The sequence below is a fragment of the Nocardia sp. NPDC003693 genome (genome assembly GCF_053981095.1).
Genome location: NZ_JBSFNO010000010.1, coordinates 19,586 through 32,061, shown reverse-complemented (window position 1 = coordinate 32,061; position 12,476 = coordinate 19,586). Strand labels below are relative to the sequence as shown.

12 protein-coding genes and 1 pseudogene are annotated in these 12,476 nt (G+C 70.1%); 4 read left to right on the top strand and 9 right to left on the bottom strand.

Going from position 1 to position 12,476, the window contains the following annotated elements; genetic code table 11:
* Window positions 1-52: 52 nt before the first annotated feature.
* From ACWDOP_RS13770 to ACWDOP_RS13760, 3 genes are all read right to left on the bottom strand, one after another.
* A complete protein-coding gene (locus ACWDOP_RS13770; protein WP_456345328.1) occupies window positions 53-229 on the bottom strand; it encodes a helix-turn-helix domain-containing protein in 177 nt (58 codons plus the stop codon).
* 442 nt (window positions 230-671) lie between these two features.
* On the bottom strand, window positions 672-2,120 hold the full coding sequence (locus ACWDOP_RS13765) for an ABC1 kinase family protein (protein WP_456345327.1): 1,449 nt from the start codon (window positions 2,118-2,120) through the stop codon (window positions 672-674).
* Window positions 2,121-2,254: 134 nt separating this feature from the next.
* Entirely contained in the window at window positions 2,255-3,073 is an 819-nt protein-coding gene (locus ACWDOP_RS13760) for an amino acid-binding protein (RefSeq protein WP_456345326.1), read from the bottom strand.
* 266 nt (window positions 3,074-3,339) lie between these two features.
* Here ACWDOP_RS13760 and ACWDOP_RS13755 point away from each other — a divergent pair.
* Window positions 3,340-4,013: pseudogene (locus ACWDOP_RS13755) on the top strand (carboxylate-amine ligase).
* An 18-nt stretch (window positions 4,014-4,031) separates the two neighbouring features.
* Here the strand turns inward: ACWDOP_RS13755 and ACWDOP_RS13750 are convergent.
* The 3 genes from ACWDOP_RS13750 to ACWDOP_RS13740 all read right to left on the bottom strand — a co-directional run bounded on the left by ACWDOP_RS13750 (window position 4,032) and on the right by ACWDOP_RS13740 (window position 6,777).
* Window positions 4,032-4,658 (bottom strand): MBL fold metallo-hydrolase, encoded by a 627-nt coding sequence (locus tag ACWDOP_RS13750; protein WP_456345325.1) that lies wholly within the window; start codon window positions 4,656-4,658, stop codon window positions 4,032-4,034.
* Complete coding sequence (locus ACWDOP_RS13745) at window positions 4,658-5,743, bottom strand: S-(hydroxymethyl)mycothiol dehydrogenase (protein WP_454200307.1); 1,086 nt, start codon at window positions 5,741-5,743, stop codon at window positions 4,658-4,660. Before ACWDOP_RS13745 ends, ACWDOP_RS13750 begins: the two co-directional genes overlap by 1 nt.
* Before the next feature lie 155 nt (window positions 5,744-5,898).
* Window positions 5,899-6,777, bottom strand: a complete 879-nt coding sequence (locus tag ACWDOP_RS13740) for a LysR family transcriptional regulator ArgP (protein WP_456345324.1) — start codon at window positions 6,775-6,777, stop codon at window positions 5,899-5,901.
* 72 nt (window positions 6,778-6,849) lie between these two features.
* Between ACWDOP_RS13740 and ACWDOP_RS13735 the strand changes: the two genes are divergently transcribed.
* On the top strand, window positions 6,850-7,467 hold the full coding sequence (locus ACWDOP_RS13735; protein ID WP_456345323.1) for a LysE/ArgO family amino acid transporter: 618 nt from the start codon (window positions 6,850-6,852) through the stop codon (window positions 7,465-7,467).
* 5 nt (window positions 7,468-7,472) lie between these two features.
* Here ACWDOP_RS13735 and ACWDOP_RS13730 read toward each other — a convergent pair whose 3' ends face one another.
* The 3 genes from ACWDOP_RS13730 to ACWDOP_RS13720 all read right to left on the bottom strand — a co-directional run bounded on the left by ACWDOP_RS13730 (window position 7,473) and on the right by ACWDOP_RS13720 (window position 10,323).
* Entirely contained in the window at window positions 7,473-8,165 is a 693-nt protein-coding gene (locus tag ACWDOP_RS13730; protein WP_456345322.1) for an LmeA family phospholipid-binding protein, read from the bottom strand.
* A gap of 118 nt (window positions 8,166-8,283) precedes the next feature.
* Window positions 8,284-9,294: a Gfo/Idh/MocA family protein gene (locus tag ACWDOP_RS13725; RefSeq protein WP_456345321.1), complete on the bottom strand. Its 1,011-nt coding sequence runs from the start codon at window positions 9,292-9,294 to the stop codon at window positions 8,284-8,286.
* Between the two features lie 24 nt (window positions 9,295-9,318).
* A complete protein-coding gene (locus ACWDOP_RS13720; protein ID WP_456345320.1) occupies window positions 9,319-10,323 on the bottom strand; it encodes a LacI family DNA-binding transcriptional regulator in 1,005 nt (334 codons plus the stop codon).
* Window positions 10,324-10,556: 233 nt separating this feature from the next.
* Between ACWDOP_RS13720 and ACWDOP_RS13715 the strand changes: the two genes are divergently transcribed.
* On the top strand, window positions 10,557-11,459 hold the full coding sequence (locus tag ACWDOP_RS13715; protein ID WP_456345319.1) for a TIM barrel protein: 903 nt from the start codon (window positions 10,557-10,559) through the stop codon (window positions 11,457-11,459).
* Between the two features lie 16 nt (window positions 11,460-11,475).
* Complete coding sequence (locus ACWDOP_RS13710; RefSeq protein WP_456345318.1) at window positions 11,476-12,465, top strand: sugar ABC transporter substrate-binding protein; 990 nt, start codon at window positions 11,476-11,478, stop codon at window positions 12,463-12,465.
* The last annotated feature ends 11 nt before the right edge of the window (window positions 12,466-12,476 follow it).

Genomic DNA, 12,476 nt, shown 5'->3' with positions numbered 1-12,476 from the left:
GGCCGGGGTGTGATCACCCCGGCGACGCGAACCGGGCGCTGCCTGCGGCGGATCAGGACGCGGGATCCTCGAACAACCGCTCGCGCATCTCGATCGGAGTGACCCCGTACCGGTCGCGGTAGGCCCGGCGGAGGCTGCGCGCGCTGGGGAATCCCTCGTCGAACGCCACCTCGTCCATGTCGAACGGCAGTGCGCTGCGTACTCGCCGATGTGCCCGTTGCACGCGCACATCGCGCAGTATAAGCAGGCGCAGCGAGTTGTTCACCTGCCTCGTCGCCTGCTCGGTCGAGCGAAAGCCCTGCGCGGCAAAGCCGCTGAGACCATCTCGGAATGTGCGGGGGCGGAAATGACCGCGATCGGGCAGGAAAGTGGTCGAGCTACGGCCGTGGGGCCGCGTACTGTGCGAAACGCGGCTTACATAACTGCTGATCAGCGCTGATTGATCAGTGTGTAAGAAGGAAAATGGGTTGGCGGGGAACTCATTTCAACCGCGCACGAGGACGCCGTGGCGATTCTCTATCCGGCCGGCATGCGCCGTTCGCCGCGTGATGTCTTCGGTGGGACATTGCCCGCGTACGCGCGTCCGGTGGCGCGGCGTCGCAACCGGATCGTCGCCTGTGCCGGGGTGGCAGGGCCTTCCGGGCGGGCAAGGACGTCGCTGGGCGTTCCGGTTACGCCCGCCGGCGCGATTCACCGGACATCGTGCGCCGCAAACGGATCGCGGCCAGGTCGGTCGGGGCGCCGGTCCGTTCGCGGTGGCGGGCCATGACCTCGGTGAGCTCGGGGGACCAGCGCAGCACCTCGTCGCGGATGGGGCCGGTCGTGCCCAGTTGGCTCACCAGGCCGAACAGTGTCGTCAGTGCGCGGCTGTAGGGGACGTAGCGGGTGGGTAGGTCCAGTTGGCGGTTCACGTTGTCCAGGCGGGGATTCAGGGCCACCAGGACGCGTGCCCGGAGCCATTCGCGGTGGACGCGGGTGGTGTCGCGCAGCAGTAGTTCGGCGTAGGCGTGTAGTTGCGCGCCGAGCGCCGACGCGTCGAAAACGGTGTCCCGGCGCGCGAACCCGTGCCGGCGGATCGCGGCGCTCAACTCCTCGGGGCCGGCGTTGAGCAGGGCGTCGCCGATCTCGAACACCATGGGGCCGAACTGCGGTGGCGGCCACGGCGTGCACGCGCCGAAATCGACCACGCCCAGTCGGCCGTCCGGCTGCACCCGGAAGTTGCCCGGATGTGGATCGCCGTACAGCAGGCCGGTGCGCTCGGCCGAGGACAGCACGAAGCGAATCGCCAGCATGCCGACGCGGTCGCGTTCTGCCTGCGCGCCCGCCTCGATCAGCCGGGTCACCGGGATGCCGTCCAGCCATTCACTGACGATGACGTCCCCGCGCTGGGCCACCACGCGCGCCACCCGGAAGTCGGGATCGGCGGCGAAGGCGTGCGCGAACGCGCGCTGATTCTCGGCCTCGTGCGCGAAATCCAGTTCGGCGCGGATACATTCGGCCAGCCGCTCGGTCATGGCGCGAATGTCGGCGTTGGGCACGAACACCGCGAGCAGGGCGGACATGCGCCGTAGCTGGTCCAGGTCGCTGTGCACCGCCTCGCGCGCGCCCGGGTACATGACCTTCACGGCTACGGCGCGACCGTCGTGCCAGATCGCCCGGTGCACCTGGCCGATGGTCGCCGAAGCCGCTCTGCGGTCGTCGAATTGGCGGAATCGCGCCCGCCAGTCCGGCCCCAGGGATTCGGCGAGCACCGCGTGCACCGTGCCCGGCAGCATGGCCGGGGTCGCGTCGTGCAGTCGGCTCAGGGCGAGGCGATACGGCTCGGCCAGCTCCGGCGGCAACGCCAACTCGTAGACCGCGAGGACCTGCCCGATCTTGGCGGCGAAACCCTTGAGTTCCCCGAGCACCTCGAAGAAGTGCTGGGCGGTGCGCACGCGGATCTCGCGATCCACCTCGGCGCGCGAGCGGCCCAGCGCCTTCTTGCCCGCGCCCGCGGCCCGGCGCCCGGCGAACGCGAGCGGAAGCGCGGCCAGCTTGGCGGAGCGAACGGCCGTGCGGGTGGGCGGATTACCGCTCGGGTCCCCGTTCCCCCGTCGTGCACCCGTGCGCCGAACACTCATTGGACCAACCCCTCGCGCGTTGCCTGATGCGCTGTGAGCAGTCTGCCAGAAAGTGAGACTGGCTGGTCCGTATCGTCGGCCGGGACGGGCGGATTCCCGGATGATGAGATGGATTCCCGCGCGCCGCCGGGGTTTCAGCGCTGGCGTGTCGAGAGCTTGGCCAGATCGGTCAGCCGGTGCGCGCGGGCGATCTCGGCCGGGGTGAAGGGGTCCTCCGCGCGGACGAACGTCATCGCCGCGCCGTTGTCGGGGGGTGTGATCTCCAGAAGCGTTCCGGCCGTAGCGCGTTGGGTATCCTCGTCCGGCGGTGCGGCCGGAAGATACTGCGCGCCCAGCAGTTCCGCGATGGCCAGCGGCAGCTCCCCGGGATCGTGCGCGATGCGCGCGGCCAGCCCGAGCGCCCGGGTCTGCCCGTCCACCAGGGTCAGCGCCGAGGCGGGCCAGATGCCGACGGTCGTCCCGCCGGATCGCGCGATGGCCCCGGCCAGGCGGGGCGGATCCACGTCGGCGGGCGTGGAGACCACCAGTTCGTCCAGGACGCCGTCCTCGAGGTGATGGACGTGAACGGTGAGGATATTGGCGTGCCGGGCGGCCAGCTGTTTGGTGAGCAGTTCGAGCCGGCCCGGGGTGTTGTCCAGGCGCACCCGAATGCGCCACAGCAGCTCGGCGCTGTCGAGGTGATGGCGGTGCCGCAGTTCCGGCCCGTGCAGCCAGCGGGCCAGGTAGCGCATGGCCCCGGGCTCGACCACCCAGATGACCAGGATGGTCATGCTGACGGTCAATACCGCCACCGTGGCGATGTAGGGCAGTTCGAAGTGGAAGACGAGGGCGTGCAGGACGAGTTCGAGCGGGAAGACCACGCTCAGCTTGGCCAGGGTGAGCCGGGTGCGGCGGGGGTGGGGCAGGCGACCGCACACTTCGCATGCCAGCGCATGTACTTCGGTTTGCCTCATGTTCACCAGGGTGCGGGGCGCAGATTTCGGCGCTGTGCCCCGGTGTAAAGAAGTCGTGACCGTCTCGGCACAAAGTGCTTGCGCTACCGGCACTTTCAGTGAACCGGGCCACACCGGTCCAGAGTCTGTGCCGCGGGGCACACCGGTTGCCCGATGTTCGGCCGAGATCGCCGGGCCCTATGCGGTATCCCGGTTCAGGCCCCTGAGCAGCGGAGAGACCGCTCCGGCACGTGTTTGAAAGGGGGTGCATGAGGTACACAGGAGAGGTGGAAGCCCCGCCGACGATCGGCGTCGAAGAGGAGTTTCTCCTCGTGGATCCGCGCACCGGTGCGCCCATCGGCAGAAATGTCGAAGTCGTCCGTACCGCAGCGGATTTCGGCCTCGATCTGCAATTGGAAATCATGCGGTGCCAGGTCGAGACCAGCACCCGGATCCACACCGGTACCCGCGACCTGTTGCGAGAACTGCGCGAACTGCGACGGGGAGCCTCGGCCGCGGCGGAGAAGAACGACGCGGTACTGCTCGCGGTCGCGGTACCGCCGACCGTGCCGGACGAGCCGCTGACCATCACCTGCACCCCGCGCTACCACCGCATCGCCGCCCGCTTCGGCAGGCTGGCGCAGGAACAGGGCCTGTGCGGCGCGCACGTGCACGTCGCGGGGCCTATTGGAAGGCCGCGCACGAGGGCATGGACGGCCCGGCCATCAATCCCGTTGACGGCCGGGCGGTTCCGTTTCGCGATCTGCTCGCGGATCTGGTCGAGCTCGTCGAACCCGCCCTCGAGGACCTGGGCGATCTGAGCTTCGTCACCGACACCGTCACCGCGCTGCTCGAGCGCGGCAACGGCGCCCATCGTCAGCTCGCCGCGTTCCGGGCGCGCGGCGAGCTTTCCGATGTGATCTCCGAACTGACCGAGGCGACCCTGACCGGCTGCCGCTGAGTCACGTTCCGGCGGAACCTACTTCACCAGCCGGCGCCACTCGTCCAACTGCGGGGCCTCCGCGCCGATGGTGGTGGAGCCGCCGTGGCCGGTGTGCACCAGCGTTTCCGGGGGCAGGGTCAACAGCCGCTCGGCGATCGAGCCGACGATGACCCCGTAGTCCGAGTAGGAGCGGCCGGTCGCGCCCGGCCCACCCTGGAACAGGGTGTCGCCGGTGAACACCGCCCCCAGATCGGGGGAGTGGAAGCAGACCGCGCCCGGGGCGTGGCCCGGCGTGTGCAGCACCTGCAGGGCAGTGCCGCCCACCGCGATGTTCTGTCCGTCCGCCAGCTCGCCGTCGGGATCGATCTCCGGGTGGGTGAGCCGCCACACCACCAGATCGTCCGGGTGCAGCAGAACCGGCGCGCCCGTCGCCTTCGACAGCTCGGGTGCGACCCGAATGTGGTCGTCGTGCGCGTGCGTGGCCAGGATGGCCTTCACCGTGCGCGTGCCGATCACGTCCAGAATGGCGTCGACATCGTGCGGGGCGTCGATCACGACGCATTCGAGATCGTCGCCGACCACCCAGACGTTGTTCTCGACGTCGAAGGTCTCCCCGTCCAGGCTGAAGGTGCCCGAGGTGGTCGTGTGGTCGATGTGCGCCACTACAGCACCACCACCGAACGCAGTACCTCACCGTGATGCATCTTGGTGAAGGAGGCTTCGACGTCGTCGAGCGAAATGGTCTCGGTGACAAAGGCGTCCAGATCGAAGCGGCCCTGCTTGTAGAGCTCGATCAGGTACGGGAAGTCGCGCGAGGGCAGGCAGTCGCCGTACCAGGAGGACTTCAGCGCGCCGCCGCGCGAGAAGAAGTCGATGAGCGGCATCTCGAGCTTCATGTCCGGGGTCGGGACGCCGACGAGCACCACGGTGCCCGCCAGGTCGCGGCCGTAGAAGGCCTGCTTCCAGGTCTCCGGGCGGCCGACCGCGTCGATCACCACGTCCGCGCCGAACCCGCCGGTGAGCTCCTGAATCCGTTCCACCGCATCGTCCTTGGACGCGTTCACGGTGTGGGTGGCTCCGAAGCCGGTGGCCCACTCCAGCTTCCGCTCGTCGATGTCGACGGCGATGACGGTGGTGGCGCCGGCCAGCTTGGCGCCCGCGACGGCGGCATTGCCCACGCCGCCGCAGCCGATCACCGCGACACTGTCACCGCGCGAGACGTTTCCGGTGTTGATGGCCGCGCCGAGCCCGGCCATCACGCCGCAGCCCAGCAGGCCCGCCGCCACCGGCGAGGCGGTCGGATCGACCTTGGTGCACTGCCCGGCGTGCACGAGGGTCTTCTCGGCGAACGCGCCGATGCCCAGCGCCGGGGTCAGCGGGGTGCCGTCGGTCAGCGTCATGGGCTGTGTCGCATTGAAAGTCGAGAAGCAGTACCACGGCTTGCCCTTACGGCACGCGCGACAGGTACCGCACACGGCCCGCCAGTTCAGGATGACGAAATCGCCGGGCTCCACATCGGTCACGCCCTCGCCGACCGATTCCACGATGCCGGCGGCCTCGTGCCCGAGCAGGAAGGGGAACTCGTCGTTGATGCCGCCCTGGCGGTAGTGCAGGTCGGTGTGGCACACCCCGCAGGCCTGGACCTTGACCACGGCTTCGCCGGGACCGGGATCGGGGATGACGATCTCGGTGACCTCGACGGGGGCGTTCTTCGAGCGTGCGATCACGCCGCGCACAACTTGGGACACGTAGGGCCTTCCTCGATTCGAGAACAATCCCAACGACTATCGCACCCGCACCGGGCGGTGGGCGACCGGAGACCGGTCAGTGCGCCGGGTTTGCGGAGACTGGGACGCTCGGTTTGCTGGTGGGGGACGCGGTGGGGATAGACGCGGTGGGGATTTCAGAGCAGAGCCGCGGCCGCGGCCTCGGCGATGGTGGTAGCGACCATACCCAGCGCGGGGGAGTCCAGTCGCCATTGCTGCCAGTACAGCGGGACGTCGATGTGCACGGCCGGGTCGATCGGAACGAGATCGTCGCCGGGGCGCAGCTGGAGATCGGGGATCATGCCCCAGCCCAGACCCAGCCGGACGGCGTCGGCGAACGCGGCGGAGGAGGGGATGTAGTGCCGGGGCGTGTCCAGCGGCCGCCGGGTGTAGCGCCGCACCAGCCGGAACTGCAGATCGTCCTTGCGGTCGAACAGCACGACGGGCGCGGACTGGAAGGCCGCCGCGGTCGCGCCGTCCGGAAACCAGGTGCGGGCGAACTCGGGGCTCGCCAGGGGCCGGTACCGCATCGCGCCCAGGCGGCGCACCGTACAGCCCTGCACGGGCGCGGCGGTGGAGGTGATCGCGGCCATGACGGTGCCGTCGCGCAGCAGGCGGGTGGTGTGCTCCTCGTCCTCGCGGTGGATTTCGAAAGTCACCCCGTGCGCGGCCGCGCCGAGCGCGGCCATGACCCAGCTCTGCAGCGAATCGGCGTTGACCGCGATGGGGATGTTGACCGGTTTGGCGGCGGGCTGCACGTCGTCGCCGAGTTCGCGGGCGGTGTCGCTGGTGAGCAGCTGCACCTGTTTGGCCAGACGCAGCACGGCGAGCCCGGATTCGGTGGGCCGCACCGGTTTCGTGCGCTGTACCAGGATGCGCCCGGCCGCGTCCTCGAGCGCCTTGATGCGCTGGCTGACGGCCGAGGGGGTGACGGTGAGCCGGCGCGCGGCGGCCTCGAACGTGCCCTCGCTGATGACCGCGTCCAGGGCGCGCAGCTGATCGAGCTGGAGATCCATATTAAGGAACTCTAATCAACGTTCAGAACAATTAGCTGGCCTGGTGCTGGACGCGCGCCTAGCTTCAAACGAGTGAACGCATCATCGGCGGCCCTGGCGGGCCTTTCAGGACTCGGCTTCGGACTCTCCCTCATCGTGGCGATCGGCGCGCAAAACGCGTTCGTGTTACGCCAGGGGATCCGGCGCGAGCACGTCCTGCCGGTGGTGGCCATCTGCGCGCTCTCCGATGTCGCCCTCATGACCATCGGCGTCGCGGGGTTCGGCACGGTGGTCAACGCGGTGCCCCAGCTGCTGACCATCGCCAAGTACGCGGGCGCGGCCTTCCTGCTCGGCTACGCCCTGCTCGCGGCCCGGCGCGCGTGCACCGCGACCACCCTCGCCACGCCCGGCGGCGCGCCCATCGCCCTGGGCGCGGCGATCGCGACCTGTCTCGCGGTCACCTGGCTCAACCCGCACGCGTACCTGGACACCATGGTCCTGCTCGGTTCCTTCGCCAGCACCTACGCGACCCCCGACCGCTGGTTCCTGGCGGCGGGCGCGATCACCGCCAGCGTCATCTGGTTCCTGTCGCTGGGCTTCGGGGCCCGGCTGCTCGCACCGCTGTTCGCGAAGCCGCGCGCCTGGCGGATCCTGGACAGCGTGATCGCCCTGGTGATGACGACCCTGGCCGTCGGGCTGCTGCTCGGCTGACCCACTTACAGCGCGGCGAAACGGATCTCGCGGGCCTCGGCGGTCAGGTGCAGTCCGTCGGGCCGCGGCTCGATCGCCGTGAGCCGCGCGCCGAAGGGCAGTTCCTCCAGCGGAACCGTGAACGTGAGCGGCGCGGAGATCAGGGCCAGCGGAATCGCGGGCCCGCCGGCCGCGGGCTGCACCGAGACCGGTGTGATCTCGATGCCGTCGGGTATCGGCGTGACCGTCACGAACACGGTCGCGGGCACCGGAATCCCCTCCACCGAGAAGATGCCGGTGACCCGTAAACCCTCCGGAGAGTAGGAGATCGTCTCCACCCCTTCGGGCGCGTACCGTCGCACGCTGTCGTAGTCCACGATCGCCCGCGCCGTCGCGGTCCCGGCCACGAAGCTCGAGGTCTGATTGGAGATCAGGTCAAGCAGCGGTGCGGAGACGTCGCTCAACCGCACCGAGAGGTCGTGCACGGTGACGTCGCGCTCGGTCCAATCGCCCACCCGGATGTCGACCTCCTGATACCGGCCGTCGGCGGCCTGCGTCAGGAACGGGAACCCCGTGATCTCGACATCGGGCCGCGCGGCCAGGGTGTACTCGGTTTCGATCTTGCGCCCGATCTCGTTCTGCGCCATCGACACCGACACCCGGTCCGCGATCCCCAGCCCGACCGCCAACAGCACGATCATGATCAACAACTTGCGCATGCACTCACCTGCTCGGCCATGACCCCATCATGCTGTGCACCCCGCCCGGCCGCCGTTCGCGACTCATCACGATTGAAACATCAGCGGTTCAGTCGGATGCGCGGACGCCGAGCCGCGATCAGCGGCGAACCCGGGCGAGGGGGACGGGCCGGCCGGTGTGGCGCGAGAGTTCGCAGGCTTCGGCGATGTAGAAGGCTTCCAGGGCCTCGGTGGGCGGGCAGGGGTTGTCCAGCCGGCCGGTGGCCACGCCGACGAAGGTGGCCAGTTCCTCGGTGTAGGCGGGGTGGAAGCGGTCGAGGAAGCCCGGATAGGCGGGCAGGGTGGAGGGCGGGTAGTCGGGTTCGACCGAGTGCAGGGGTGAGCGTTCGTCCAGCCCGACGATCGCATTGCCTCGAGAGCCCAGCACTTCCAGGCGGACGTCGTAGCCCGCGCCGTTGTAGCGGGTGAGCGAGACCGTGGCCAGGGCGCCGTCGTCCAGGCGCAGGATGACCGCGGCGGTGTCGACATCGTCTGCGGCGGTGAAGAATTGGTCGCCGCGATTGGCACCGGTGGCGTAGACCTCGGTGACCTCGCGGCCGGTCACCCAGCGGATGATGTCGAAATCGTGGACGCCGCAGTCCCGGAACACGCCGCCGGAGCGCGGAATGTAGTCCGCGGGCGGCGGGGCCGGGTCCAGTGTGGTGGCGCGCAGGGTGTGCACCCAGCCCAGATCGCCGGAGGCGACCGCCGCGCGGGCGGCGCGATAGCCCGCGTCGAAACGGCGCTGGAATCCGATCTGGACCGGGACGGGGGAATCGGCGACCCGGTCGATGACCGCGAGGGTGCCGAGAATGTCTGCGGCGATGGGCTTTTCGCAGAAGACGGGTATCCCGCGATCCACCGCGGCGGTGATCAGTTCCGGGTGCGAATCGGTGGCGGTGGTGATGACCAGGCCGGTGAGATTCGCGTTCAGCAGCGCCTCGATATCGGCGGCGAAATCCACGTCGAGTTTGTCGGCGGTGCTGCGGGCGCGCCCGGCGTCCGCGTCGGCGACGATGACCGTGTCCACGCCCGGCAGGGTGGTCAGCGTCTCGGCGTGCACCGCACCGATGCGACCGGTGCCCGCGAGACCAATTCGGATGGGGGGCATGGGAGCTCCTTCGGCATCGATCGGTTAATCCCGGGGTGCGGCCGTCGTCGAGCGGACGACCAGGGTGGGTTCCAGGCGCAGGCGCGCCGGTTCGGTGCGGCCCGCGCGCAGCCGCTCGGTCAGCGCGTTCACCGCGAGCCGCCCGATGCGGATACGCGGCTGGTCGATGGTGGTCAGCGCGATACTGCGCAGCGCGGCGAAGGAGGTGTTGTCGTAGCCGATGACCGAGACGTCCTCGGGCACCCGCAAACCCGCCTCCGCGAGCGCGGACATGGCACCGACGGCGTTGAAGTCGTTGCCGCACACCAGTGCGGTGGGAAATCCGCCGGGAGAGAAGGTGGCCAGCAGCGCGCGCACAGCGGCCGCTCCGGCCTCGTCGGTGTGCTCGCTGCCGATCACCACCGGCTCGAGCCCGTGCCGCGCCATGGCGGCGTTGTAGCCCCGGCGCCGCGGGCCGGCGGCGAACGCGGCGCCGCCGTCCAGGTGCACGATCCGCCGATGGCCCAGTGCCGCAAGGTGATCCACCGCCAGGGCCGCGCCCGCCTCACCGTCGTCGTTGACGGTGTCCACCTCGGGAATGGTGGATCCGCGCGAGACCAGCACCAGCGGGCAGCGTTGCGCCGCTTCCCGAATCGAGGCCGCGGGCAGGACCGGGGACAGCAGGATGATCCCGCCGGGCTGGAACTGCAGCAGTCCCGTCAGCGCCGTGCGCTCCCGATCCGCGCTGCGGCGCCCGGTGTTGAGTATCAACTCGAGGCCGGCTTCCCGCGCCGCCTCGTCCATCCCCTCGACGACGTCGGCGAAGAACGCGTTGCGCAGATCCGACACCACCACGCCGACCAGATTCGATGTGCGACTGGCCAATTGGCGGGCCAGGAAGTGCGGCTCGTACCCGAGCTCCGCCGCCGCCTGCCGCACCGCGCGCCGGCGATGTTCGCTGACCTTGGGCGAATCGCGCATGACCAGCGACACCAGCGCCCGGGAGACCCCGGCCCGGGCGGCCACGTCCTCCATGGTCGGTCGCGTCATGCTGCCACACGCTACCTCCCGGTTACGGCACCGGCAATAGAGCGCTCTAATTCGGCTGGACCGGTCGCACCGCGCGTGTCCGGCGACGTTCCGGGTGCTGAATTCATCAGCTGGCAGACCACTTTTCGGCGCGGCCCGCCCCCTTGACACCCCTGTGATCGGAGTTACATTGTTGGAGCGCTCCAACAGCGGGCGCGCCCATCCGATGGCTACGACAGGTCTGGGGTACGCCGATGACCGAAACGCTCCATCCACTGCGCATCGCCGCCGCCCCCATCTCCTGGGGCGTGTGCGAGGTCCCCGGCTGGGGACACGTCCTGGACCCCGCCACCGTGCTGACGGCCATGGTCGGACTCGGGATCACCGCCACCGAATTCGGCCCGCCCGGCTACCTTCCCGCCGATCCGCACGCCCTGCGCACCACCCTCGCCGCGCACGGCATCACCCCCGTCGGCGGCTTCCTGGCCCTGCCGCTGCATCGCGATACCGGCGCTGCCCTGGCCACCGCGCGCACCACCGCCGCGCTCTTCGCCGCCGCCGGCGCGGAGGTGCTCGTGCTGGCCGCCGCCACCGGGGACGACGGCTACGACGCCCGCACCCCGCTCACCGATCAGCAGTGGCGCACGCTCGCCGACACCGCCGAGGCCGTGGCCGACATCGCCGCCGGCCACGGCCTGCGCACGACCGTGCACCCGCACATCGGCACCCACGTCGAAACCGCCGCCGAGGTTGCGCGGTTGATCGCCGACACCGACCTCGACCTGTGCCTCGATACCGGGCACCTCACCATCGGCGGCGCCGACCCGGTCGACCTGGCCCGCCGCCACCCCGGGCGGATCGGCCACATCCACCTCAAGGACGTCCGGCGCAGCCTGGCCGAGCAGGTCCGCTCCGGCCTGACCGACTACAGCGCCGCGGTCCGCGCGGGCCTGTACGTCCCGCTGGGCGACGGCGACATCGACATCGCCGCCCTGGTGCGCGCGGTGCACGCCGGCGGCTACCGCGGCTGGTACGTCATCGAACAGGACACCGTCCTCGCGCCCGGCGCCTCCGCGGCCCTCCCGACCGACGATGCCGGACGAAGTCTGCGACACCTGGTCGAAATAGGCTCGGATCTCGCCGCCTCCCGGATTTAGTGGACAGGTGACGACTATGAGGTCTCGATCGACCCGCTCGCGGTTCGGCCGGCTGTCGCCCTGGCTCGCGGTGGCCGCCCTGCTGGCCGCCTGCGCCGGGCCCAGCGCCGATCAGGCGGGCCCGGCCCGCGCGCCCGAGGCCGTCGGGCAGTTGAACTCGGTCGCCGTGATCACCCACGGCAGTCCCGGCGACGCGTTCTGGAACGTGGTCAAGAACGGCGCCGAGGCCGCGGGCGCGGACCTCGGCGTGCGCGTGGAGTACAACTCCGCGGGTGATCCGGGCCAGCAGGCCAAGCTCATCGACAACGCCGTCGCCCGGGGAGTGGACGGGCTGGTGGTCTCGCTCGCCAATCCGGACGCGCTGCGCACCGCGGTCGGCCGGGCGGTCGCCGCCGGCATCCCGGTGGTGACCATCAATTCCGGGGAGTCGGTGAGCGCGGAGTACGGCGCCATCGGCCACGTCGGGCAGAGCGAGAAGCTCGCCGGCGAGGCGGCGGGCAAGCGCCTGGCCGACGCCGGAAAACGCAAGCTGCTGTGCGTGATTCACGAGGCGGGCAATATCGGCGCCAACGATCGGTGCGCGGGCGCGACCCAGGGTTTCGGGACCGCGGTCACGCTGCAGGTCGACATCGGCAATCCGACCGACGTGCAGTCCCGTATCAAGGGCGCGCTCGAAGCCGATTCCGCCATCGACGCGGTCCTGACCCTGAACTCGCAGATCGCCGCTCGCGCGGTGGACGCGGTCCGGGAGTCGCGCTCGGGCGCGGTGGTGGCCACCTTCGACCTCAATGACGATGTGGTGGCGGCGATTCAGGCCGGCGCCCTGCTGTTCGCGGTGGACCAGCAGCAGTACGAACAGGGCTACCTGCCGGTGGTGATGCTGAAGCTCTATCGCTCCAATCTCAACACCGTCGGGGGCGGCCGGCCGGTGCAGACGGGCCCGGCCTTCGTGGACGAGAGCACCGTGGACGTCGTCGCCGGGCTCGTCGCCCAGGCCACCCGGTGAGCGGGAGGAAT

Bases quoted from the DNA above. Each gene is read 5' to 3' on its own strand.
- ACWDOP_RS13715 (WP_456345319.1), top strand. From the start codon at position 10,557: ATGACCGAAACGCTCCATCCACTGCGCATCGCCGCCGCCCCCATCTCC.
- ACWDOP_RS13730 (WP_456345322.1), bottom strand. From the start codon at position 8,165: ATGCGCAAGTTGTTGATCATGATCGTGCTGTTGGCGGTCGGGCTGGGG.
- ACWDOP_RS13760 (WP_456345326.1), bottom strand. From the start codon at position 3,073: ATGAGGCAAACCGAAGTACATGCGCTGGCATGCGAAGTGTGCGGTCGC.
- ACWDOP_RS13725 (WP_456345321.1), bottom strand. From the start codon at position 9,294: ATGCCCCCCATCCGAATTGGTCTCGCGGGCACCGGTCGCATCGGTGCG.
- ACWDOP_RS13740 (WP_456345324.1), bottom strand. From the start codon at position 6,777: ATGGATCTCCAGCTCGATCAGCTGCGCGCCCTGGACGCGGTCATCAGC.
- ACWDOP_RS13765 (WP_456345327.1), bottom strand. From the start codon at position 2,120: ATGAGTGTTCGGCGCACGGGTGCACGACGGGGGAACGGGGACCCGAGC.
- ACWDOP_RS13720 (WP_456345320.1), bottom strand. From the start codon at position 10,323: ATGACGCGACCGACCATGGAGGACGTGGCCGCCCGGGCCGGGGTCTCC.
- ACWDOP_RS13710 (WP_456345318.1), top strand. From the start codon at position 11,476: ATGAGGTCTCGATCGACCCGCTCGCGGTTCGGCCGGCTGTCGCCCTGG.